This window comes from Rothia similimucilaginosa, from assembly GCF_029850875.1.
Lineage (GTDB): Bacteria > Actinomycetota > Actinomycetes > Actinomycetales > Micrococcaceae > Rothia.
Window position 1 is genome coordinate 213,526 of record NZ_JAOVAM010000002.1, and the last position, 22,630, is coordinate 236,155.

The 22,630-nt window shown below is 58.7% G+C and carries 21 protein-coding genes, 3 tRNA genes and 1 other RNA gene; 16 read left to right on the plus strand and 9 right to left on the minus strand.

Features of this window, described 5'->3' with window-relative positions; translation table 11 throughout:
• Positions 1-35: 35 nt before the first annotated feature.
• The 3 genes from QFX05_RS02460 (at position 36) to QFX05_RS02470 (ending at position 1,497) form a co-directional block, all read left to right on the plus strand.
• Positions 36-1,058 carry a YncE family protein gene (locus QFX05_RS02460; RefSeq protein WP_279740629.1) on the plus strand — a complete coding sequence of 341 codons (1,023 nt, stop codon included), beginning with the start codon at positions 36-38 and terminating at the stop codon, positions 1,056-1,058.
• Entirely contained in the window at positions 1,055-1,189 is a 135-nt protein-coding gene (locus QFX05_RS02465) for a hypothetical protein (protein WP_279740630.1), read from the plus strand. Before QFX05_RS02460 ends, QFX05_RS02465 begins: the two co-directional genes overlap by 4 nt.
• Before the next feature lie 232 nt (positions 1,190-1,421).
• Positions 1,422-1,497 (plus strand) — tRNA-Glu (locus tag QFX05_RS02470).
• 171 nt (positions 1,498-1,668) lie between these two features.
• Here QFX05_RS02470 and QFX05_RS02475 read toward each other — a convergent pair.
• The 4 genes from QFX05_RS02475 to msrA all read right to left on the minus strand — a co-directional run bounded on the left by QFX05_RS02475 (position 1,669) and on the right by msrA (position 5,191).
• Positions 1,669-2,514: a DUF6318 family protein gene (locus QFX05_RS02475; RefSeq protein ID WP_279740631.1), complete on the minus strand. Its 846-nt coding sequence runs from the start codon at positions 2,512-2,514 to the stop codon at positions 1,669-1,671.
• Positions 2,515-2,810: 296 nt separating this feature from the next.
• Entirely contained in the window at positions 2,811-3,254 is a 444-nt protein-coding gene (locus QFX05_RS02480; protein ID WP_279740633.1) for a DUF6318 family protein, read from the minus strand.
• A 432-nt stretch (positions 3,255-3,686) separates the two neighbouring features.
• On the minus strand, positions 3,687-4,466 hold the full coding sequence (locus QFX05_RS02485; RefSeq protein WP_279740635.1) for a DUF6318 family protein: 780 nt from the start codon (positions 4,464-4,466) through the stop codon (positions 3,687-3,689).
• Positions 4,467-4,669: 203 nt separating this feature from the next.
• Positions 4,670-5,191, minus strand: coding sequence for a peptide-methionine (S)-S-oxide reductase MsrA (gene msrA, locus QFX05_RS02490; RefSeq protein WP_279740637.1), 522 nt, complete (start codon positions 5,189-5,191; stop codon positions 4,670-4,672).
• Positions 5,192-5,324: 133 nt separating this feature from the next.
• Between msrA and QFX05_RS02495 the strand changes: the two genes are divergently transcribed.
• A complete protein-coding gene (locus tag QFX05_RS02495; RefSeq protein ID WP_279740639.1) occupies positions 5,325-6,269 on the plus strand; it encodes a Nif3-like dinuclear metal center hexameric protein in 945 nt (314 codons plus the stop codon).
• 370 nt (positions 6,270-6,639) lie between these two features.
• Here QFX05_RS02495 and QFX05_RS02500 read toward each other — a convergent pair whose 3' ends face one another.
• Entirely contained in the window at positions 6,640-7,431 is a 792-nt protein-coding gene (locus QFX05_RS02500) for a YaaA family protein (protein ID WP_279740641.1), read from the minus strand.
• Between the two features lie 113 nt (positions 7,432-7,544).
• Between QFX05_RS02500 and rnpB the strand changes: the two genes are divergently transcribed.
• Positions 7,545-7,950: RNase P RNA component class A (rnpB, locus tag QFX05_RS02505), an RNA gene on the plus strand.
• 131 nt (positions 7,951-8,081) lie between these two features.
• Here rnpB and def read toward each other — a convergent pair.
• The 3 genes from def to orn form a co-directional block, all read right to left on the minus strand.
• Complete coding sequence (def, locus tag QFX05_RS02510; RefSeq protein ID WP_060823562.1) at positions 8,082-8,654, minus strand: peptide deformylase; 573 nt, start codon at positions 8,652-8,654, stop codon at positions 8,082-8,084.
• A gap of 227 nt (positions 8,655-8,881) precedes the next feature.
• Positions 8,882-8,954 (minus strand) — tRNA-His (locus QFX05_RS02515).
• A 106-nt stretch (positions 8,955-9,060) separates the two neighbouring features.
• Positions 9,061-9,738 (minus strand): oligoribonuclease, encoded by a 678-nt coding sequence (orn, locus tag QFX05_RS02520; RefSeq protein WP_279740645.1) that lies wholly within the window; start codon positions 9,736-9,738, stop codon positions 9,061-9,063.
• Between the two features lie 228 nt (positions 9,739-9,966).
• Between orn and mptB the strand changes: the two genes are divergently transcribed.
• Both mptB and QFX05_RS02530 read left to right on the plus strand, forming a co-directional pair.
• Entirely contained in the window at positions 9,967-11,640 is a 1,674-nt protein-coding gene (gene mptB / locus QFX05_RS02525; protein ID WP_279740646.1) for a polyprenol phosphomannose-dependent alpha 1,6 mannosyltransferase MptB, read from the plus strand.
• Positions 11,641-11,787: 147 nt separating this feature from the next.
• Positions 11,788-11,863, plus strand: a tRNA-Arg gene (locus tag QFX05_RS02530).
• A 107-nt stretch (positions 11,864-11,970) separates the two neighbouring features.
• Here the strand turns inward: QFX05_RS02530 and QFX05_RS02535 are convergent.
• Entirely contained in the window at positions 11,971-12,870 is a 900-nt protein-coding gene (locus QFX05_RS02535) for an HNH endonuclease family protein (RefSeq protein WP_279740648.1), read from the minus strand.
• A gap of 396 nt (positions 12,871-13,266) precedes the next feature.
• On the opposite strand from QFX05_RS02535, the gene QFX05_RS02540 reads away from it, so the two are divergent.
• The 9 genes from QFX05_RS02540 to QFX05_RS02580 all read left to right on the plus strand — a co-directional run bounded on the left by QFX05_RS02540 (position 13,267) and on the right by QFX05_RS02580 (position 22,427).
• Positions 13,267-13,803 (plus strand): single-stranded DNA-binding protein, encoded by a 537-nt coding sequence (locus QFX05_RS02540; RefSeq protein ID WP_279740650.1) that lies wholly within the window; start codon positions 13,267-13,269, stop codon positions 13,801-13,803.
• Positions 13,804-14,020: 217 nt separating this feature from the next.
• Positions 14,021-14,368 carry a 50S ribosomal protein L19 gene (gene rplS, locus QFX05_RS02545; RefSeq protein ID WP_049337710.1) on the plus strand — a complete coding sequence of 116 codons (348 nt, stop codon included), beginning with the start codon at positions 14,021-14,023 and terminating at the stop codon, positions 14,366-14,368.
• A gap of 194 nt (positions 14,369-14,562) precedes the next feature.
• Entirely contained in the window at positions 14,563-15,675 is a 1,113-nt protein-coding gene (gene lepB, locus QFX05_RS02550; protein ID WP_279740655.1) for a signal peptidase I, read from the plus strand.
• Positions 15,676-15,690: 15 nt separating this feature from the next.
• Positions 15,691-16,503, plus strand: a complete 813-nt coding sequence (locus QFX05_RS02555) for a ribonuclease HII (RefSeq protein WP_279740750.1) — start codon at positions 15,691-15,693, stop codon at positions 16,501-16,503.
• Between the two features lie 98 nt (positions 16,504-16,601).
• Positions 16,602-16,928 carry a DUF2469 domain-containing protein gene (locus QFX05_RS02560; RefSeq protein ID WP_279740657.1) on the plus strand — a complete coding sequence of 109 codons (327 nt, stop codon included), beginning with the start codon at positions 16,602-16,604 and terminating at the stop codon, positions 16,926-16,928.
• Between the two features lie 291 nt (positions 16,929-17,219).
• On the plus strand, positions 17,220-17,675 hold the full coding sequence (locus QFX05_RS02565) for a YraN family protein (RefSeq protein ID WP_279740659.1): 456 nt from the start codon (positions 17,220-17,222) through the stop codon (positions 17,673-17,675).
• Positions 17,675-19,213 carry a YifB family Mg chelatase-like AAA ATPase gene (locus QFX05_RS02570; protein WP_279740661.1) on the plus strand — a complete coding sequence of 513 codons (1,539 nt, stop codon included), beginning with the start codon at positions 17,675-17,677 and terminating at the stop codon, positions 19,211-19,213. The genes QFX05_RS02565 and QFX05_RS02570 overlap by 1 nt, the downstream gene beginning before the upstream one ends.
• 61 nt (positions 19,214-19,274) lie before the next feature.
• Entirely contained in the window at positions 19,275-21,056 is a 1,782-nt protein-coding gene (dprA, locus tag QFX05_RS02575; RefSeq protein WP_279740663.1) for a DNA-processing protein DprA, read from the plus strand.
• Between the two features lie 237 nt (positions 21,057-21,293).
• Positions 21,294-22,427, plus strand: coding sequence for a tyrosine recombinase XerC (locus QFX05_RS02580; protein ID WP_279740664.1), 1,134 nt, complete (start codon positions 21,294-21,296; stop codon positions 22,425-22,427).
• The last annotated feature ends 203 nt before the right edge of the window (positions 22,428-22,630 follow it).

Genomic DNA, 22,630 nt, shown 5'->3' on the forward strand with positions numbered 1-22,630 from the left:
GTGAGCACTTCCGTTATATATTTGAAGGATACACATTGAACCTCACTCCCTCCTCGGTTAAAGCATTGAAAGGGCTCGCCGTCGGCTCCTTCGCAGCACCGAACACCGCACACCAGATCAGCGCATCGTATCCTTCTACCGCAGCGCTGAGCCGCGTTGTTGACACATCCGCATCCATTGCCCAGATTACCCAGGGTCTGCCCGGTCAGTACCAGGTTGCCTACTCTAAGGAGATCAACAAGATCTGGATGGTCGGCGTGGGTGCACGCGATGACCTCGCCTCCACGATTGCTCGTGTCAATGCAGACACTCTTCAGATTGAAGAAGTGGCAGTGGTTCCTTTCGAGCTGGATAAGAACGGCGAATTTGGCTACATTTCTGCGTACGGCATCACTGTTGATGACGTGATCGGCACCGTGTGGGTTACTAATACCACCGACAACTCCCTGTCTGTGTTCGATCAGAACACCATGGAGTTGATTTGGACTAACCACGGCATTGCCGAGAGTGACCCTAACTGGATTGAGCACCCCCGCTCCGTGCTCGTGGATCACAACTCCGGCAAGGTGTTCGTCACCGGTCGCTACTACGTGTCCGCTATCGATATGAAGACCTACGAGGTCACCAAGCTGCAGCTCGAAGGCGCGCCCAATGGTGGCACCCGCTACGTTGGTATGAACATGACCGTTGATGGTGACAAGCTGTACGTGCCTGAGCGCACCGGCGGCAAGGTCTTCGTCATTAACACCCATACGTTTAAGACCGAGCAGGTTATCCGGACCCGCGCCGAGGATTCCACTGTTGAGGTTCGCCCCTCTGATGTCACTATTGACCACTCCGAGAACGAAATTTACGTCTCTTCCCAGGGGGTGGACGGCGTGAACTCCGGTATCTCCGTCTATGACCTGAGCACCGGTGAGTTTAAGAAGTTCGTCAAGTTCGGCACCCAGGCGCTGTCTATGGAGAACGATGAGGCACGCGACCTGGTGTACGTGACTGACTTCGGTACTGGCAAGATTGCTATCTTTGATGCGAAAACCGACCGTACTCCATCGTGAAGTTCTACGCTGAGGTTTCCAAGGGTGAGTTCACCTCCACCACGACCATTAACCCCGCTAAGATTCCTTTCCAGGGCTACCCGAATCAGGCTACCGCAGTGCTGATTGACCCCTCCCCTGAACTTCGCTGAGGGTGCCGTCGACATTACCCGACCGCGGGTGCGGAGGTAAGTGCGGTGGAGGTGCTGGACAGATGTCGGGGGAGCACCTGGCATAGCTGGAAAAGGGCCCATGCGGTGGGTTTTGCACCCAATGTAAAATATGTGACTCAATTCACTGCTCTTCGATTTGGTTGTTTTCGAGAACCTCTGTAAAGTTATATGTGTTGCCAGGGAGGCCTGGTAAAAGAGATTTAAATCTCACGGCCCCATCGTATAGCGGCCTAGTACTCCGCCCTCTCACGGCGGCAACACCGGTTCAAATCCGGTTGGGGTCACCACTAGGAAAAAGCCTTGATTCTTCGGAGTCAAGGCTTTTTATTTATGTCTGTATCAGCGGGAATATCTCTTAGAATCTATGGTGCCGCCGTGACCTCTCAAAAGAATAAAAGCGAGAAGCCGCATGTGTTTCAAACACATGCGGCTTCTCGGCGGTATAGAGGATCCAGAACCTACTGTGCCGACGCCTCAGCAGAACCTGCAGCAGTCGCCTCCGCAGGCGCAGCAGCCTCAGCAGAAGCGCTCGGGCTCAGTGACGGAACCGGTGAAGCAGAAGCAGTACCCGGAGCACGACGCACCATACGCCAAGTGCCGTCCTGGTAGTGCGCCACAATCTGGCCAGTTACCGGCTTACCCGGGTACTTGAACACCTCGGTCAGCGGCTGTACACGATCATTGGTCTTGCTGTACACACCAGCCCCCTCAGCACTATCAATCACCATCTCAGTTGCCCAAGAGTAGTAGCCGGTGCGGGTGTCCTTAGTCGGGCGGTCAGTAGTCAACGACAGAATCACCGGACGCTCCGAACCGATAACCCAGCCGCTCTCCGAAGCGTACATGCTCTGGAAGAACTCAGCCACGGTTGAGTAGTCGCCGGTATGGTCAATGTTCGTGAAGCGTGCACCGTCACCGGTCAGCAGCAGGTAGTTCAGGGTAGCCTGCCAGTACGCAATGAACGCGTGTAGACCCTCAACACTGTTCTCACGCAGCTTCGCCGGCTCTACCGGAATCGCAACGTTGACAGCCTTGTGTTCCTTGGTGCCGGGCTCAAAAGTGCCGGTGGAGGAGTAGTCAGCAAGAACGACCTCACCCTTCATGCTGGGACCAGCCTCAACGGTGGTGGTTACCTCCGCAGTGGGAGAGACGGATGCGGTAGCGCTCGCGGTCGAAGACTCGGTAGCGGATGCGCTCGTGGTCGCCGAAGATTCGGAGGACTTCGAGGAGCATGCGGCAAGAAGCGCTGCGGTGCCCAGACCTAGAGCGGTCAGGGCGGTGCGGCGAGTGTACATGGTAGACATGGGGCTCTTTCTGAGGTGAATAAAGTATGTGGCGGAAATGAACTAATTCCAGGGTATCGCAGGGGAGCGGTCAGCCCAATGTTGTGTGTGCCTCCATCGCGGTAAAAGTGGCGGTAGATGACGAAAAACACGGGGCCCAAGGCTTCTCATACGACTGCGATATGACCGAGGTCCTAAACGGAGGCGCCGGATCTGCTCACGCTTGAAGTGGGTGAGCATGTTGTAAGTTTGGCTGGTTCATTTCTAACCGTCCAGGCACCATCCTGATACTTCAAGATAAAGAAAAATTCATAAAATCACCGGGGGCTGCTACTCAATGAGGCCATGGTGAGTTCCCCACTATCTGTATAGTGGATTTTTGCTTCCTTGCTGTAACGGCCAACACCCAGCCAGCGGTACTGTTGTTCGTCAACCTTCTGTGGGGTCTCCTCGGACAGATCAGCTATGAGTGGCGTCTCGGTGCCGTATATCCACTCCTCATCCTTTGCGTATAACTCTACGTATGCTTCCATTTTCTGCACGTAGATGGTGTCCAGGTTCACGACCTTGAGCGGTTTAGCGTCACCGGTGATCACCATATAATTCAGGGATGCGACCCAGTAGCCTATAGCAAGGTACATACCTGACCTCGTCTTACGCTCCATGCCATCGGGAGGGGCGGGCATGGGCGGGTTTTCTACTTTCTTCGTGGAGCTTGCGGGGCGGTACGTTCCGGTGGACTTGTAGCTATTGAACTTCAATTCGCCCTTGTGGGGGAGCAGCGGGTCAACTACGCTCGGATCATCCAGCGGGCGAATATTGCTTGCGCACGCAGTCAGAGCCGCATGAATACCGGTCGCACCAACTCCAGAAGAGTACGTCGAGTGAAGAAGATAGTCATCAGAAGCTCTTCGTTGGATCCAATACAGAACAAATAACGACGCCGTGCACCAGAGCAGACGTAAACGCCCTGTAAAGACTTATCAGTACGTCAATGTATATACGTTAAGCACACCCAAGCGCCACTCCTCCTACCCCGAATATCCGTAGGGTTTTCCCCTGGGTGTTCCCTGAGACTCCGCAGAGTTACGGCAGAGATTCGGCACAAAGAAACCCCGCCCACGGTGCATTACCGCAGGCGGGGGAGAAGCCTACCTCAAGCTGTTATGTCTTAACTCAGTAGGATGAGAGTCTTAGACAGCAGAAGAGCTAGAGGAAGAACCGGAAGCCGACGAAGGAGAATCTTCGTCGCCGGTGAGCATAATCCACTTACCGTCCTTGTACTCCACGGCAACCTTCATTAGCTTGCCATTCGGGCTAGAAGCGGTCATAAAGGGCTGGTCAGACGTATCCTCACGATGAATCTTCGCATCGGCGCTGTAGTTCATGTATGCCGGCCAGGTGTAACGACGGGTACCCTTACCGGACGCCTTCTGTGGAGAACCACTAATGAGCTCAAGAGTAACCGGGGTATCCGTACCGTAGATCCAGCCCAGATCGCTCTCGTACATGAGCGTAAGTTCCTGCAGACTCTTCGCATACACATCTGCAGGGTCAGCCTTCTTCATCGGCTCAGTATCGCCGGTCATCAACGCATAGTTAAAGCTCGCCAGCCAGTAGCCAATGAACGCATACATGCCATCAACGTTATCTTCGTTCATGTTTGCCGGAACGAGAGGCTTGGGCACGTTCTGCGCCTTCTTTTCGGCAGTGGCGGGAACGTATTCCTCGTTCTTCTCGAAGTTATCGAACTTCACAAAGCCCTTATAGGACTTGTCCGAAGAAGCAGATGCGGAAGCAGTAGCCGAAGCGTTTACGGAAGCACTCGCGGAAGCGGAGCTAGACGCCGAACCTTCAGCCAGCGGGCGGATATCTCTAGCGCACGCAGTCAAGGCAGCCAGCACACCGGCACCGGTCGCACCCAGTGCCACGCGGCGGGACATACCAGCAGAAGTGAGGGAAGGGCTCGTCATAATCAGCCTTTCATAGGAAGTCAACAAAGGAAATTGAGTGAGTTGACACCCCCATCATACCCGGCGTACCTTATAACAACCCCAAAACGCAGACGAACAACAAATAGCCGGGTGCATACGAAGACACCCCGTAGCTGCCACACAATAAAAGACAGCTACAGGGTGAACAACGTAATACACCTCGACTGATCCGGAAGCACCTGCTAACGGAGCAGATGCGCAAAATTACGGCGTGCCTGAGCCACCTTCGGGCTCACCACAAACGCACAATAACCCTGCGCCGGATTCAACGCGTAATAATTCTGGTGATACTCCTCAGCCTCATAGAACACGCCCAGGGGCTTAATCTCCGTAACAATGGGGGAGGGGTACAGCTGCTGAGCACGCGCCACCGCACGCTCAAACGCCTCACGCTGCTGCTCATCCGCGTAGAAAAGCACCGAACGGTACTGCGAACCGGTATCCGCGCCCTGACGATCCCAGCTCGTCGGATCGTGACTCGTGAAGAAAATATCCAACACCGTATCCAGGTCAATCACCTGCGGGTCAAAACTGAGCTTTACCGCCTCCTGATGCCCGGTCGTGCCCGAACACACCGAACGATAATTAGGGTCGGGAGTATCGCCGCCCGTGTAGCCGCAGACGCTCACCTCAACCCCGCAGAACTGGCGGTACACCGCATCCAGGCACCAGAAACAGCCGCCAGCAAGTACAACATCAGTCATGATTCCTCCTCAAATAGTGAGCCTCGAACTAACACTTAGAAATCCACACTACCTAAAGAACACCGCAGAGCCACAGAATATTCCTAAGCAGACGCATGCTTCGGCGTAAACCGCCACCTGCCACAATAGAGGTATGACTGAAAAACTAGAAACCCCCACCCTTGCAGAAGTCATCGACGCCTTCCACACGCTCTTCCCGCCGCAGCTCGCTGCCGGATGGGACGCATCCGGCCTCGTCGCCGGACGTGGCGCTGCTAAAGTGAGCACTGTCCTCTTCGCAGTAGACGCCCTCACCGCCACCGCCGAAGAAGCCGTAGCTGAAGGCGCGCAGCTACTCATCACCCACCACCCGCTGCTGCTGCGCGGCGCAAAGTTCATCCCCGACAGCGACTACAAGGGCAACATTCTGCACACCCTCATCGAGGGCGGATGCGGCCTGCTTGGCGCACACACCAACGCAGATGCCGCCGTTGAAGGCGTGAATGAAGCACTCTGTGAGGCTATCGGCCTGATTGATTGTGAACCGCTTACCGAAGCACAAACCCAGGTACTCGACGAACAGGAACACACGGTAGGCACCGGTCGCCTCGGCACCCTACCCGAAGAAATCACCCTCAAGGAACTGGCAGAACGCCTCGCTGCGGTGCTACCCGCAACCGCCGGTGGCCTGCGCATCGCCGGACGCGCCGACCAGCCAATCCGCCGCGTCGCCCTCTGCGGCGGTGCCGGTGACTCTCTCTTCGGCGCCGTGCGCGCCACCGACGCGCAGGTGTACATCACCGCCGACCTGCGCCACCACCCCGCCAGTGAATTCCGTGAAACTGCACGAGTTGACGGCAGCAACATCGCTCTGATTGATTGTTCCCACGCAGCCAGCGAATCCCTGTGGTTGCAGTCGGCGGCAAACCGCCTGCGCGCCCTGCTCGCTGAGCGCGGCTTCACCATCGAAACGAAGCTGTCCACGCTGAACACCGACCCGTGGGACTTCACCGTCTCCACTGGCGTGGCAACCGGTCAGGAGGCGCACTCGGCAAGCACCGAACCCGCCGTCACATGGACCAGCCTGACTGAACAGTAAACGCTCAAAGTAGCGGCTGAAGAGCTGCCAAGAGCCAAGAAATAGACACAGTAAAGCCCGGCCTGTACGCGTCCGACAGGAATCTTTCATCAAGGATTCTCAAAAGAACGTAAAGGCAGGGCATTACTTCTGGGGGGGGGGGGCACCCCGCGAACGCGAGCGGTCTAAACGACCTTACGTAGCGCGAGCCTGGAATGCGCCGATCAGAGTCACCAGCTCACCATAACTCACCATGTGCTGAGCATCGAAAGCGCCGCAAATGTGGGAAAGTGGTTTTACAGGGGGGGCGATACAGGCTTAAGCCCCTAGAAAATAGTTACAAAATCTTCAATATGATGTAAAAATAAGCGAAAACAAATAATTGGGCAACCTACTGCTCATGCACTAGCAGAGTCAAAACACCCGCCTTACGCGCCGTCGGCAGAGTGCACTCCACCGACCAGTCCTCGCTGACCGCCTCCAAAAATTCGGCAATACCCGCTGTGGAACCACCAATAGGACGAGCCGCCAAACCCGACTGAATCAGGTAGCGCGCAAACAGGCCACGGTAATGCTTCGCCATATGCGAGACGACCTTACGCGACCCATCAGCCGCCACACGCTCCACACGAACCGCCAGAGTCTGTGACGGGGAAGTCACCCACGACTTCGCGTAGGCTGCAGAACGGCAATCCAGAATCAGCTGGTCCTTCGCGGTCGCCTCCAGAGCGGTACCTAACGCGCCCTTCCAGAAGGAGGCAAGCGCACCCACCGAACCCAGCTTTACGCCCATCGACAGGCGGTAGGCGGGGATCGCGTCCTCGGGGCGCAGAATACCCCACAGCGCCGAAGAAATTAGTAGCGACCAGTGCGCGGCATCGCGTTCGGCGGGGGAGAAGCTTGCATAATCCAGTGCTTCAAAGAGCACGCCAGTGTAGGTGCGGATCGCGGGCTGTGCTGGTTCGGTCAGCAGGCGCGTATTGCGTTCCACCTCTGCTTTGAGAGAGGAACCCACCTTGAGCTCCGCCAGAGCGTCTACGCCGGCGCTTACCTGCGCCAGCTCCTCCAGAACGCTCTCACGCTCAGCCGTAAGCTCAGGGAACGAGAGGTCAGCAAAGCATACGGGCGCGTTACCAGTGGGGGCGGAGGTTTTACCTTCGGAGGGGGGAAGAAGAATCAGCATCTCTCCAGTGTACCCGCGAGACGCCGGTGTGCCCCCAACACGCCCCTGTGTACCCGTGAGGGAGCCCGGGACAAGCCACCTCCAAGGTTGTGCGTATAATGGGTTGGGTGAAACGGGCCGTCCGGGCAATCGCGAGGCATACGTGTTTCGAGGAAAGTCCGGGCTCCACAGCACAGGATGGTGGATAACATCCACTCGGGGTAACCCGCAGGCTAGTGCCACAGAAAGTAAACCGCCGCGGTTCGCCGCGGTAAGGGTGAAAGGGTGGTGTAAGAGACCACCAGCGGGCGCGGTGACGCGCCCGGCTAGGTAAACCCCATTCGGAGCAAGGTCAAACAGAATACGCCATGGTAGGGTAGTGCGCCCGATCCCCGTTAGCTTCCTTCATGGAGGTGGGGTGCGTATTCGGGTAGGCTGCTTGAGACGTACGGCAACGTACGTCCTAGATAGATGATTGCCTCGAAATGCCCCTTCGGGCGGCGTTTTAGACAGAACCCGGCTCATAGGATGACCCGTTTCACGTTACTGTTGACTGATGAAAAACATCATCGACTGATCGAAAACGAAGACCGCGAATGCACGCTCAAGCGCATTCGCGGTCTTCGTTTAAAACTTCTCGAAAGGTCTCTGACCTCCAGAAGTGCTCGTGATTAGTGACCGAACGGATCCGGGTCTACGCCGGGCATCCAGGAGTTACCGTCGACGGTCCAGCCTTCCTTCTTCACGACCTTCTTCATCTTGCCGGTCCACTTCTTGTTCAGGCGGTTCACGTACAGCTTGCCGTCCAGGTGGTCGGTTTCATGCTGCATGCAGCGTGCAAACCACCCGGTTGCCTCAAACTGGACGGGGTTGCCGTGCTCGTCAAGACCGTTCACGGTCACCCACTCGGCACGCTTGAGGGGGAAGCCGTAACCGGGGAAGGACAGGCAACCCTCTTCCTCCTCGTAGGGGTCTGGGTCAGCGGTAGAAATCTTACCCAAGGTCAGTACCGGGTTGATGATGCAGCCGCGCGGGGGAACGCCGTCCTCATTCTCCATCTTGTAGGTGAAGATGCGCAGGCCCACACCAATCTGCGGTGCCGCTAGACCCACACCGTTGGATGCGTCCATAGTCTCGTACATGTCAGCCACGAGCTCCTTGAGCTCATCATTAAACTCGGTGACGGGTGCCGCTGGGCGGTGCAGAACGGGGTTGCCGTGAATAACGATGGGGCGAATAGCCACGGAATCATCCTTTGCTTGTGTTGAACGGGAACTGTTGGGTGGGAACTTGCCGGATGCGTCTGCCTCGTGAAGAATTACCTCATGAAGATGCGGTGCGCCCTGTTCCCGCTCGCTAGTTTAAAGTGCGGGTGTAAAAGCTCTGTTCCGGTACACCGTGTGCGGGCAAAACCGAATCGAGGGTAAACGAAAGGGCCGTTACGGATAACCATAACGACCCTTTCCATCGGGGTGATCGACGGGGGTTGAACCCGCGACCTCCTGGACCACAACCAGGCGCTCTGCCAACTGAGCTACGACCACCATGTGCTTCGCTTGGTTTCCCTTGCGATACGCAACGGATACTACTGTACAGGAGATTCAGAAACCTGCCAAATCAAAAAGCCGTGATGCTTGTTACAGTCCGTGCTTACGCCTTGGATGCCTCAGAAACGGACGCCTCAGCCTCGCACTCAGCCGCCTCACGTGTGGCTCGCTCAGTCTCCACCTCACGCGCAATCTGCGCCGAAGCAATCGCATCCGGGCCCTGCGGCACAAAAATAGTGCGGCGGTAATACTTCAACTCATCAATCGAGTCCTTGATATCACCCAGTGCGCGATGGTTACCGGTCTTCGCCGGGGCGCTGTGACGAGCCGCCGGGTACCAGCGCGACGCCAGCTCCTTAATGGTCGACACATCAATTACACGGTAGTGCAGGTGCGCCATGACCTCGGGCATGTAACGCTCCAGGAAACGCTTATCCATGCCCACCGAGTTGCCGCCCAGCTGCGCCTTGCCCGCCACCGGAACATACTTCTTGATGTAGCGAAGCACCTGCTCCTGCGCGTAATCCATTGACACACCGTGCTCAATATCGGGCAGTAGACCCGAGGCCTCATGCATCGAACGCACAAAGTCATTCATGCTCTCCAGCGCGCCGGCAGGAGACTCGTCACCGGGCTTAATGACGAACTCAACACCGGAACCCAGAATGTTCAAATCGGCATCCGTGACCAGAACGCCCACCTCGACGAGAGCATCATTCTCCACGTCCAAGCCGGTCATCTCACAGTCAATCCATACAATACGTTCACTAGAAATACTCACCCTCCCACTCTACCCCCAAACACCGCCGACCCGGTGGATAGCACATCACAAAAGGGTGCAAGAGGGCGCAAGAGGATGCACAAACGGCAGCATCGAGGGAGAACTGCGCCACTCTGCGCGCCCCTGAGGTATGTTCACAAGCTTCTTCATAACAGTGATTCTCGCAAGTGCATCCAAGGGCTCCGGTATGATAAAAGCCAGAAGGACGATGCAGACAGAAAGGGAGTTATGCGCGCACTAAAGGAGCTAGCACACCGGCTCACCACCCCCAGCGCACACGACGCACCTCTCTCACCCAAACTCTTGGACTACGTCAATAATCATCGTCTGCGTACGCTGATTATCGGCACTATCGGCTCCATCATGGTCACCCTCGGCTCCTACGCCGTCGGTTGGCTCGCCGACAGCTCTAACTTCTGGCGCTACGACATTATCCGCGCCATCCGATTCGAAGCCGCATGGGTCATTACCGGCATTATTATGCTCGCCCTCGGCGCCATGATTATGTGCCGTGAATGGCTGCGCATCTACCAGAAAATGGGTGACTGGAACGAACCCAACACCATGCGTTGGATGATTGCCGTCATCACCAGCTGGTCTCTGCCGCAGGTCTTCGCCTTCACCATCTACAGCCGCGACATGTTCTCCTACTACGGGCAGGGCATGGTCATGGCGCACGGCCTCAACCCGTACAAGCACGGTGTCTCCGAGATCTCAAACTTCATGCAGAACGGTGCGGACCCCATGTGGGCGGAATCTCCACCCCCGTACGGACCGGTCTCACTTAAGCTCGAAGAGTGGATTGTGCACCTGGCGGGGGAGAACATCGACCTCTCCCTCTTCTACTTCCGCCTGCTTTCCGTGTTCGCGGTCATCGGCATCCTCTTCTACGTGGCAAAACTCGCTAAGGCACACGGCTTCAATCAGGTCCGCGCCCTCTGGCAGATCGGCCCGAACCCGCTGTTCATCGCATCGTTCATCGCCAGCGGCCACAACGACTCGCTCATGACCATGTTCATGCTCGGCGGCCTCTACTACGCCAAGCGCTACCGCGACACCTGGTGGGGCGGCCCACTCGGCGTGACCTTCGTAGCCCTCGGCGTTGCCGTCAAGCCGCTTGCCCTCGTGGTGCTGCCCTTCGTGGGTCTGCTCTGGGCGGGTAAGAACGCCTCCTGGCCGCGCAAGTTCATCTTCTGGGCCCTCTCCGGCGTGCTACTGCTTGCTGAAATGACGCTCATGGGCTGGGTAACCGGACTGGAATTCGGCTGGATTAGGGCACTGTCCACCACCGGCGGCCAGTACATCTGGTACACCCCCTTCGGCCTGGTCATCGGCGCCGCCTCCCTGTTCGTTCAGGGCGACGCCTTCGAGGTCATACGCAAGCTCATCGAGACCGTCGGCAAGGGCATCGGCATGCTCGGCGCTATGGCAATGGCATTCGTTGGACGCGACCGCAATATCGTCCGCCATGCCGGCCTCGCAATCCTGTTCATGCTCCTGTGCAGCCCCATGATTCAGCCCTGGTACCTGCTCTGGGCAATCCCGATGCTCGCCGCAACCGGTCTGCGCTCGCACTTCCAGCTCATGTGGTACTTCATCACCACGCTGTTCTTCATGGCGTACGGTGTGAGCGACCAGCTGAACGTATCGCCCTACCTGCGTGACTTCAACCAGGACATGGGCCGACTCATCGCGACCGTCATCTGCCTGGGCTACATCATCTACCTGGTGGCCCTCGACCCGGCAACCCGCCGCCTGGTGTACGTGAGCCTGCACCCCACGCAGATTCGCCGCACCGCCATCCGCCTGTGGTGGCAGCTGTTCCCCGGCGCATCAAGCCGTCGTACCCGCCGCCGCGAGGTGAAAAAGGCAGAACGGGAAGCCGCCAAGATAGGCTCCTAGCGTGAATTCCCAGCGCGAACTCCCGGTGTAAATCCCGGTCGTGCTTACCGGATGTCGGGCCAGCCGGATGCGCTGCCCAGTGGACCGGCCCCCGCGTGAGAGGCGCGGTGCAGGAGAAGCATAAATTCTCATGTACCCTAGAGGAAGGCCTCAGTAGCTCAGAGGATAGAGCAGGAGCCTTCTAATCTCTTGGTCGGGGGTTCGATTCCCTCCTGGGGCGCCACATGCAGAAACCGCCCCGCACCCTAAACTCAGGGTGCGGGGCGGTTTTCTTTATAGTTTTTGCGTTGGTGTGCCGCGAGGTGCCGGGAGGCTATTTCTTGGCTGGGATTACTTCTTGGTCGGGTTGGTGCCCTTGCAGGAGTTAAGGACGCGCTCCATAACCTTCTTTTCCTCCGCGGTGACCCACAGTTTGTACTTCGCCTTCACGTGCACCTGGCGTGCCACGTAGGTGCAGCGGTAGGCGGTGTTGCTCGGCAGCCAATCGGAGGCGTCTGCATCGGACTTCTGCTGGTTTGCCGGGCCGTCTGCAGCGAGCAGGTTTTCTGGGTCGTTTGCCAGTTGGCGGCGCTGCTCTGCGGTCAGATCCTGCGCACCGGTCTGCCACGCGTTCGAAAGAGCCACCACATGATCAATCTGCACGGCTGCGGAGGTCTTCTTGCCGCGCTTGAACTCAATGGTCTTGCCGGTGTAGGGGTCATTCAGAGTGCCGCTAATTACGGTGCATGCGTGGGTCCTGACCTTGAAACGAAGGTTGGTCAGATCGCGGCGCAGAATGTCGTCGCGAGTGTTGCACTTGTTACCGTCAACGTCATCCCAAGCGGGGCCGAACTGTTCACGAGAGTAGCCAGCCTTCGACGCGCGTTCCTTCACCTGCAGGGATACCAGCTCGCTCTTCGCGGTCGCCAGATCCGGTGCGAGCGCGGTCGCGAGATCAACCGCCTTGTACGGGTTCTTGACCTCGGCGAGGGTTTCTGTGGCAACGGTGGTTTCTCCCTCATCGGTGGCGGAGGTCGTCGCCTCCGAACCGAGCATGCCGTCCACACCGTTCTTACTCACGTAGACCAGGCCAATAATCAGCAAGATAACGGCAAACACAGCGAGCAGACCGTAAATGAGACGCTTTTTCTGCGGGTCCATCGAGTCGGGCAGCTTGGGCAGGTTGCGTTGAATCCGCTGAAGATCCTGTAGTGTGGGCAGGTCGTTGCTGTTGATGGGCTTTTTGCTCACGGAAACTCCAGGGGTAGATCGGGATGCGGCTGAGTGCACCGCATCATCAAGGATAGAGCGCGTGGGATAGAAATAGTTAACGTGAGGGCAAAAAATAGCCGCCCCGACGCTGAAATACCTATCATGATGCCGGATGGGGTGGGGTTTGTGGAAGTAGCTTTGGGGGCCGCGGGCGTGATGCCGGATGGGGAGTAGTCGTCATATTTCTGTGGGGAGTGCACTGCCTGCGGGTAAATTTTGAAAAAACGGGGTGAAAAATTCAAAAACTCTATCCACAGGCGGTACCCAAAACCGTAAAACGTGAGGTTATCCACAGAAGCGGTAACCGCCAGGTGCAGAGTCGGGTAAATGCTGGCAGGGTGGAGGAACCCACCCACTAGTTTCTAAGGAGAAACCATGAGCGACACCATCCTGATCCGTGGATTCACCGCTTCCGACCCGACACTGAGCACCCTGCCCAATGGGGTGCCCGTCGTGAACTTTCGCCTCGCCAGCACCCCGCGTTGGCAAGACGCCACCGGCACCTGGAAAGAAGGCACCACCAACTGGTACACCGTGAAAGCCTACCGCCGCCTCGCCCAGAACATCGCCACCTCCATTGAGAAAGGGCAACCGCTGGTCGTGAGTGGCCGCCAACGTATTAGCCGCTGGAACCGTGAAGACGGCACGCAGGGCACCACGGTAGAAGTGGATGCCCTCGGTATCGGTCACGACCTGAACTACGGTACGAGCACCTTCGCCCGCACCGTGGAGAAGCGCACGGTCAACGAGGGTTCCATGCAGGGGGTACCTCAGCAGGACGCAACGCAGCAGGGTACGCCGCACTCGGGTGCACCATCGCAGGAGGCGCCTCAGTACACGCAACAGTATGCTCCTGCGCAGAACGGTGCATCCGAGGGCGGGGGAGTGCAGAGTGACGAACCCCCCTTCTAAAAGTGTTCCCCGGATGCTTGCATAAACGCGGGTGCATTGGGATAATGGGGCATTGTGTTGACATCGGGCACGCCCCTGCCGCAGGGGGAAGAGCGACCAACGATGTCAACCTTCGGGCACCAATCCTGTCCGAAGCATAAAGTTTTCTGTCCCGCAGTGGGGCAGAGCAATCTGAGTCTATTTGACCTGCGGCAGATGGCTCTGGAGATCTACAACTATGCAGACTCTTGACTTCCTCGACAAGAAGTCCCTCCGTGACGACATCCCCGCATTCGGCCCCGGTGACACCCTGAACGTTCACGTTAAAATCGTTGAAGGTAAGAACCACCGTATCCAGGTCTTCAAGGGCTTCGTCGTTGGCCGCCAGGGTGCAGGCGTTCGCGAGACCTTCACCGTCCGCAAGGTTTCCTTCGGCGTTGGTGTTGAGCGTACCTTCCCCGTTCACTCTCCCTCCATCGAGAAGATTGAGGTTGTGACCCGCGGTGACGTCCGTCGTGCAAAGCTGTACTACATGCGCGACCGCCACGGTAAGGCTGCTCGTATCCGCGAGAAGCGTGAGTTCTAATCTTTATAGATACAGAATTCTGTTGCAAACCGCTCCCCAACCGCATTCCGCGAGCAAGGAGCGGTTTTTGCATATTCTGAGAACCTTGCCGCTCTCAGAAAATAAAAGCCCAAGAGCACAAGCACTCTCGATACAATAGCTAGGTACCGTTTCACCCGAGCTAGGTATCTCTCAAACGAAAGGCTCACTCCAGCATGGCAGACGACAAGAACACTGCGAACACCAGCCCCTTCCCTGAGGGATACCAGCCTCAAAGCCGCCGCGAGCGCCGAGAAATGGAAGAATACTTCACACGTCTCGCCGCTGAGAAGGCCACAGCTGAGAATGCAGCTACTGAGCAGAGCGCCGCAGAGAATGCGGACGCTACTGGGGCGACCGAATGTAATACCGAGAGCACTCGTGAGCTGGTAGCTAGCGCCGAGGCAAGTGCCGCCGTGACTTCTTCCTCCGTGAAGGAAGCGAAGAAGAACGCCGCAGTGAAGAATGCCGAGCGCGAAGAAACCGCCGATGAGGAGACTACCGCAGATGTGGAAACTACCAAGGACTTCTCCGAAATGACCCCCAAGGAACGCCGCAAGGCAAAGCGCGCCGAACAAGCAGAGCTGACCTACTCCCAGGCGCAGGAAGAAGGCCGACTCGGCGAATGGCTCTGGGTACAGGCACGCGAGGGCGGCACTGTCATCCTCTACGCGCTGGTCATCGCATTCCTGGTCAAGACCTTCCTGCTGCGTGGCTTCTACATTCCCTCCGGCTCCATGGAGCAGACCCTGCAGGTGAACGACCGCGTGTTCATTAACGTGGCGGGCTCCTACTTTAGCAATCCCAAGCGCGGCGACGTCATTGTCTTCAAGGACTCTCAGGGTTGGATTCCCTCCACCCAAAAATCCAGCAACCCGCTCAAGGACGGCCTGTCCTTCATGGGTATTCTGCCGGATACCTCATCGAACTACCTAGTCAAGCGTGTTATTGGTACCCCCGGTGACGTGGTCGAAAGCGACGGAAACGGCAAGGTCAAGGTCAATGGTGTAGAAATTACCGAACCGTACCTGTACCCCGGCAACCAGCCCTCGGAGATCCCCTTCAAGGTGACCGTGCCCGCCGGCAAGTACTTCGTGATGGGTGACCACCGCAGCAACTCCGCCGACTCCCGCTACCACATTAGCGACGGCACCGCGTTCATCTCCAAGGACGACGTGCAGGGTAACGTATTCGTGGTGGCGTGGCCGCTGAACCACTTCGGTCTGCTACAGGATCAGAGCTCAGTGTTCTCCTCGATTCCCGAGCCGACCTCCACCCCGAGCGAGTAAGCGAGCTTGGGAATGATGGTGAGCGCTCAGAAGAGTGCAAGGAAACCCGCTCAATCTAAGCCTGCAAAGACAACACCGCCTGCCGCCGACCTCGAATACGAGCAGCAGCTCTTCGCCTCCGGCACCCGCACGGTTGCCGGAATCGACGAGGTGGGCCGCGGCTCCATGGCGGGCCCGGTCACCGTGGGCGTCGCAATCCTCACCCCGGACGCCACCCTCGAAGTGGGCGGGCTAATCGACTCCAAAGCACTCTCACCGGCACGCCGCGAATCCATGGTTCCCGAAATCCGCCAGTGGTGCGCCGTGGCAGTCGGCCACGTGGAACCGGCAGATATTGACCGGCTCGGCATGACCCTCTCGCTGAGACTTGCCGCTCAGCGTGCGCTCGCTGAGCTGGCGCGCCGCGGATACCGTGCCGACGCCGCCCTGCTGGATGGTAAGCACGACTGGTTTACCCCTCCGCAGGAGGACCTGTTCAGTGCGCTGGCACCGGACCCGGCGCAGGCACACTATAACGCACTGCTCGCCCAGGCATGGGAAGGCGCAGGTGAGCCCGCGCAGATGCCGGTGACCATGGTCATTAAGGGCGACTACAAATGCGCCTCCATTGCCGCCGCATCGGTGGTTGCGAAGGTGGAACGTGACGAGCTGATGGTCCAGCTGGATGCCTGCTACCCGGGGTACGGCTGGGCAAACAACAAGGGCTACGGATCCGCCGCTCATCGCGAGGCGATTAGCGTGCAGGGCCCCAGCCCGCAGCATCGACTGTCATGGTCGCTTCCGGCGACCGCCGAGCAGATTAAGGCCGCCGCGACACAGCGCGGCTAGGGCGCATGGCGTTCCTGAAGACCGCGCCTCGGAAGCTGGCGAAAGCCTAACGTGCCACCGCTGAATCAGTACTAAGAAAGCCCAGGAAAGGAAGAGTAATGAGCGCAGAAGACCTCGAAAACTACGAGACCGACGCCCAAATGGCGCTCTACCGCGAATACAAAGACGTCATGTCGCTCTTTAGCTACGCGGTAGAAACCGACCGACGCTTCTATCTGGCAAACCAGGTGGACGTCACCCCGCATGTGCAGGGCGGCACCCTCTACTTTGAGGTGAGCATGAGCGACGTGTGGGTGTGGGATGTATTCCGCTCCAACCGCTTTGTGAAGAAGGTGCACGCCTACTCGGTACGTGATGTGAACGTGGAGGAGCGCCTGCCCAACCAGGAGTTCACCGTGCCGGAAATGCCGGACTTTAACGCCTAGCTCAGGCCTGATTCACCGCCTTGCCGGAGGTAAGCGCACCAGTGCCGAGCTGCTGGGCGGCAGAACTTAGGCGATGAAACCGCGCGATGAAGCTACGCGAATATGACGCGGCGAATTGGCACCCGAGCGGCGTTTTTGAAAAATATGCCCCAAAATTTCAAATAAATAGCTGTGGATAACCTCTAATTCCTTCTGAGAACTGAGGTTATCCACAGTTTTTCGTTAACCACGTTTGGGCACGCGCGCGGCGGGCACAGTAGAAGCACTACCGCTATCTACCGGGAGAGACCCATGACAACAGCCCGAATAACAGCCCACGCCACAACCCAAAACGCACCCAACAGACTCCGAATCCACCGAACCCCACCCCGCGCCCACAGCGTCGGTAGATGGGGCGAGGAACTGACCGCCCGCATCCTGGAGACGAATGGCTACCGGATTCTCGAGAGGAATTGGCGCCCGCCTGCCGGACTGGAATACGAACAAATCCGCGGTGAGCTCGACCTGATCGCCATTGACCCCGAGGACGAACTGGTTTTTATTGAAGTCAAGACCCGCAGCAGCGAAGATTTTGGGCACCCGTTCGCATCCATTGACCGCGATAAGGCGCGCCGCACGCGCTCGCTGGCGATTCTTTGGTGCAGGCTGCGCGAGAACCTGGATTTTCCGCGCTTTCGCATTGACGCAATTGCGGTGACTGGATCCTGCGAAACCTTCACCTTCGAGCATCTGAAGGCGGTGGCGTAATGGGATTCGCACGCACCTATTCCGTGGCGCTCGTGGGCTTGCGTGGGCACATTGTTGACGTCGAGGCTGATATTTCACAGGGCCTGCCCGGCTTCGTGCTGCTGGGCCTGCCCGATACCGCCCTTAACGAGTCGAAAGAGCGTGTACGCTCCGCCGCGAAGAATACCGGCATCACCCTCACTCAGCACCGGCTCACCGTGAACCTGACCCCGGCGACCCTACCCAAGCGCGGCTCTGCGTTTGATCTAGCCATTGTGGTTGCGGCGCTACAGGCGGAGAAGAAACTTCACCCCAGCGGCGATAGCGTTTTTCTGGGTGAGCTGGGACTGGACGGAACGCTACGCCCTGTGCCGGGCATCCTGCCGGCAGTCAAAGCTGCCGTGGATGCCGGACACCACCGCGTGATTGTGCCCGCCGAAAATGCTGAGGAGGCGGCGCTCATCCCCGGCGCGCAGGTGAGCGGTTTCCGCTGCTTGGCAGAGGTTTTTGCCGCTCTCGGCGCGGAGAGTCAGAAGCTGACCTACCCGCCCGCCCCGCAGACTGAGGCGAGCGTACCGGTAGCGAAACCGGCTGAAATTCCCTCGGATATGAGCGATGTCGCCGGTCAGTCACAGGGCCGTTTCGCCCTGGAAATTGCCGCTGCGGGTGGTCACCATATGCTGCTGACCGGACCGCCTGGTTCGGGTAAAACCATGCTGGCGGAGCGCCTGCCGAGCATCCTGCCGACCCTCGACAACGATGCCGCGATGGAGGTGACCGCGATTCGTTCCCTCTGCTCGGCGGGGGAGCACCTGAGCGAGCTGGTGCGTCAGCCGCCGTTTGAGGCGCCGCATCATAGCGCCTCCGCGCCGGCGATTTTGGGTGGCGGCAGCGGCATTCCCCGCCCGGGCTGCGTGTCTAAAGCGCACCGCGGCGTGCTCTTTCTCGATGAGGCGCCGGAGTTTAAACGCACGGTGCTCGATTCGCTCCGTCAACCCCTGGAGTCGGGGACCGTGACTCTGGACCGTTCGAGTGCATCGGCGACGTATCCGGCGCGTTTTCAGCTGATTCTGGCGGCGAACCCGTGCCCCTGTGGCATGAACGTGGGTACCGGTACGGAGTGCACGTGTGCTCCGCGTGAGCGTCGCGCCTATTTTGGGCGGCTGTCCGGCCCGCTGGTGGACCGTATTGACGTGAATGTGACGGTTCCGAAGGTGTCGTCCACGGAGCTTGCGGGCGGTCAGGTGAATGAGAGCTCGGCGCAGATTCGCGAGCGCGTTATGGCGGCGAGGCAGGCTCAGCGGGAGCGCCTGGAACCGTACGGGTTGAAAACGAATGCGGAGATGAACGGCAAAATTTTGCGAGGTCCGCTGCGTCTGGATGCGAAGCTCACCGGCGAGCTGAACGCCGCCGTGGATCGCGGAACGCTGACGGCTCGCGGCTATGACCGGGTGTTGCGTATCGCCTGGACCCTCGCTGATTTGGAAGGTGCCGCCTACCCGAGCCGGGAGCATCTGGATGTGGCGCTTTTCCTGCGGCAGCAGGGGCAGCTGAAATAGGGACAGCTGACATAGCGTGCTGGTTTATAGAAGGAATCACCCACGAGAGGAGAAGAACGTCATGAGTGAGAAGAAACTGAGAAAACGAGTTGAAGATACCGAATTGAAAGATTATGGGCTGAGAGAAACAGCACTGGAAGAGCAAGCGCCAGAAGAGAGCGCGGCTGAGGATTTTGTACAGGAGGTACTGCAGATCCGCCTGCCCGGTCGCACTCTGGATGTGCACGCCCTGGTGCGTGAGAGGGCGGCTCATATCCTGTCGCTGGGGCAGGAACCTTCGCCGAGCCCATACAACGGGGCGCGGTTGCCGGGATTCCTCGCCTCCTGCCTGAACCCGGTGTATCTGGAAGAGATGAATCAGCAGAAACTGAGCCGGGAGGAACAGCCGGGAGAGGAGCTACAGGGTGAGGGGCTACAGAGCGAGCGCCCCGAACCTGCGGTGGGCACAGCCTCCAGCGGCTCTGATCCTGTACATCTGTTCACTCCTGAGCCCCTGTTCAATCCCGCCCTCAGCGCGCCGGAGCTTGAGGCGGCGTGCCGTGAGTACATCCGCTGCTGCACCGCTCAACTGATGCGCTACGCGGAGCCCGCCGATGAGCTCGTGGTCGAATCCCTCGCCAGCCTGGGTGCGCCGCTGACCCTGCACTACCTGTTGACCGGGCATATCCCGGATGAGTACACCTGGGAGAACGGCGAACCGGACGAACAGCTCAGCGAATTTCTGCACTCGGTGGGTGCGCCTGTGGCAGGGGAGTCCGCCCTGTTCTCCAGCGCGAATGGCTACTACACGCCGGGTGAGCATCAGATGAGCCGCGATAAGTTCGGCAAGTTGCTCGCGACCCGCCGCCTGCGCTGGAACCGCCGCATGGAACGCACCCTGAACGCGGAGGCGCATATGGCGGCAACCTGCGGGGCGTGGCTGGTCACTCCTGCTGATCCGCTGTGGCCGCCGCAGCTGAACGATTTGGGGCCTGCTCGACCATACGGGCTGTGGTGCCGAGGCGATTCGCGGCACCTGCTGGATTTGGCCTCTACCCCGAGCGTGGCGCTGGTCGGTTCGCGTGACCCGAGCATCTACGGTACGGAGGCGACGACCCACCTCGCCGCTGAGCTGGCGCGCCACGGGTACACGGTGATTTCTGGCGGTGCGATGGGCATTGATATTGCGGCGCATCGGGCGGCGCTGACCCAGCAGGGTAGCGACCTGCCGACCATCGCTTTCATGGCGGGTGGGTTGGACCGGCTGTACCCGGCGCAGAACTCGGATGCGCTGAACATGATTATTGACCGAGGGCTCATCATGAGCGAGGTGAGCGTGGGTAATACCCCCACGCGGTGGCGTTTTCTGGAGCGTAACCGGCTGATTGCGGCGTTAGCGCGGCATACCATTGTGGTGGAGGCACGTTGGCGTTCCGGTGCGCTGAATACGGCTCGTCACGCAATGGAGATTGGGCGTACTCTCTGGGCGGTTCCGGGCCAGATTAACTCGCCGAATTCGGTGGGCACGAACCGTCTGCTACGTGATGGACTAGCGCAAACACTTACCGAGGCCGCCGACATTCTCGAATACGATGCCGCCGCGGGTTTCGAGCTGGGCACCGAGCACGAGAGCGAGTGGGATCAGGCTGCCTCCTCTAGCACGCTGGATGAGCTGACCGAACGGCAGGGCAGGGTCTGGGATGACTTGAGCCCGCGCTCCTACCGTGGCGTGGACGAGATTGCCGCAGCCCTTGGGTTGAGTGCTCGCGACGTGATGGCTGATCTGTTCCACCTGGAGCGCTGCGGCCTAGCGGAGAGTAGCGGAACAAGCTGGAGAAAGGTCCGCCCGGCTGTTGCAGCGTAGAAGAGCCCCTGAACACCCCTACTGAACACCTGAGGCAGTAGCGGGTTGTGAGAGCCGGTCATGACAGGGCGGCATGTAGAGGAGACTGAACCTCTCTACAATTGGGGTAGGCCTGCGCGTACTGGTGCGGAGCCTACCCCGCCGCCCTATCGGCAGATGCGTGGGGAATAGAAATACAACGTCGAGAAGCATCAATGCCGCTAGACCCAGGAGCCGGAACCACGAAAGGAGGGACGCATGACCCCCGCCCGCCAGCACGAAAACTGGGCTGAAAACCGGAACGAGAACCCGGAAGAATACCGGGACGAGAACCGGGATGATGATCCCTCTGCGACCCTGCCGGTGACCTATACCCGCAGCCTCGCCGCAGATAACCCACAGAGGCACGGTGAACGCCTGGATTCAGCCCTGTCCGGCTCCGCCTTACCTGAATCAGCGCTGGGCGTTTCTGGCGAAGTATTCCGCCCCGTCCTGGACCGTTTTGAGCGTTTTCTGCGTTATGAGAAGCACCGTTCTGAAGAGACGATTCGTTCCTATATTTCGGATTTGGAGGGCTTTTTCGGTTATATGGCGCGCCGCGGTGTGCGGCATCTGGAGAGTATTGATGCGTCCCTGATTCGTGAGTGGTTGGGTTCGCTACATCTGCGGCAGGCGGCTCGTTCTACGGTGGCTCGCCGCGGCTCGACCCTGCGTACGTTCTTCACCTGGGCTCAGGATGAGGAACTGGTGCACGCCAATCCCACGCGCGGTATGCGCACCCCCAAGCGGGAGAATCACCTGCCGCCGGTGCTGAGCCAGGAGCAGATGAACCAGTTACTGACTACTCTGCAGAAGCGCCGGGTGCAGGATCCTCGTGATGCGCGCCTGCTGCGCCTGGAAGCTGTGGTTGAGGTGCTGTACGCCTCGGGCATGCGTATCTCTGAGCTGACCGGCCTGGATTTGCAAAGTGTGGACCGGGCAAATAAGACGGTGCGCGTGCTGGGTAAGGGCAATAAGGAGCGAGTGGTGCCGTTGGGTACCCCGGCGCTCAAGGCGTTGAATCGTTGGGTTTCGTATGGTCGTCCGCAGTGGATTCCGGAGGGCGCTCAGGGCGTGACGGCTCTGTTTATTGGCCCTCGGGGTGGGCGTGCGAATGCCCGTCAGATTCGTGAGGATCTGACCCGCTTGCTGCGCACGGTGGAGAACACAACCGCCTCGGGTGCGCACGTTTTGCGTCATTCGGCGGCGACTCATCTGGTTGATGGTGGTGCCGATATTCGTTCGGTGCAGGAGCTATTGGGGCATTCGTCGTTGGCGACCACGCAGATTTACACGCACGTGTCGATGAAGCGTCTGGCGGAGACGTATGCTCGGGCGCATCCGCGAGCATAGGGGTGGAACCCGAAAGTTAGCTGTCTCTCTATTTGAATCTTGCCCGTGCGGGTTGTACGATTCAATCTAAGCTATACACTGTTCAATGTCTATCTGGATATCCTGTGCACCCTAAACTTTCTGCACAGCGATGTTTATTCAAAGCCGCTGAACAAGGTAGCATAGGTAACAGGCTAACCGTGGTATCCGTCTCTACGGAGGCA

Bases quoted from the DNA above. Each gene is read 5' to 3' on its own strand.
- QFX05_RS02475 (WP_279740631.1), bottom strand. From the start codon at position 2,514: ATGTCTACCATGTACACTCGCCGCACCGCCCTGACCGCTCTAGGTCTG.
- QFX05_RS02485 (WP_279740635.1), bottom strand. From the start codon at position 4,466: ATGACGAGCCCTTCCCTCACTTCTGCTGGTATGTCCCGCCGCGTGGCA.
- msrA (WP_279740637.1), bottom strand. From the start codon at position 5,191: ATGACTGATGTTGTACTTGCTGGCGGCTGTTTCTGGTGCCTGGATGCG.
- QFX05_RS02495 (WP_279740639.1), top strand. From the start codon at position 5,325: ATGACTGAAAAACTAGAAACCCCCACCCTTGCAGAAGTCATCGACGCC.
- QFX05_RS02500 (WP_279740641.1), bottom strand. From the start codon at position 7,431: ATGCTGATTCTTCTTCCCCCCTCCGAAGGTAAAACCTCCGCCCCCACT.
- mptB (WP_279740646.1), top strand. From the start codon at position 9,967: ATGCGCGCACTAAAGGAGCTAGCACACCGGCTCACCACCCCCAGCGCA.
- QFX05_RS02540 (WP_279740650.1), top strand. From the start codon at position 13,267: ATGAGCGACACCATCCTGATCCGTGGATTCACCGCTTCCGACCCGACA.
- rplS (WP_049337710.1), top strand. From the start codon at position 14,021: ATGCAGACTCTTGACTTCCTCGACAAGAAGTCCCTCCGTGACGACATC.
- lepB (WP_279740655.1), top strand. From the start codon at position 14,563: ATGGCAGACGACAAGAACACTGCGAACACCAGCCCCTTCCCTGAGGGA.
- QFX05_RS02555 (WP_279740750.1), top strand. From the start codon at position 15,691: ATGGTGAGCGCTCAGAAGAGTGCAAGGAAACCCGCTCAATCTAAGCCT.
- QFX05_RS02560 (WP_279740657.1), top strand. From the start codon at position 16,602: ATGAGCGCAGAAGACCTCGAAAACTACGAGACCGACGCCCAAATGGCG.
- QFX05_RS02565 (WP_279740659.1), top strand. From the start codon at position 17,220: ATGACAACAGCCCGAATAACAGCCCACGCCACAACCCAAAACGCACCC.
- QFX05_RS02570 (WP_279740661.1), top strand. From the start codon at position 17,675: ATGGGATTCGCACGCACCTATTCCGTGGCGCTCGTGGGCTTGCGTGGG.
- dprA (WP_279740663.1), top strand. From the start codon at position 19,275: ATGAGTGAGAAGAAACTGAGAAAACGAGTTGAAGATACCGAATTGAAA.
- QFX05_RS02580 (WP_279740664.1), top strand. From the start codon at position 21,294: ATGACCCCCGCCCGCCAGCACGAAAACTGGGCTGAAAACCGGAACGAG.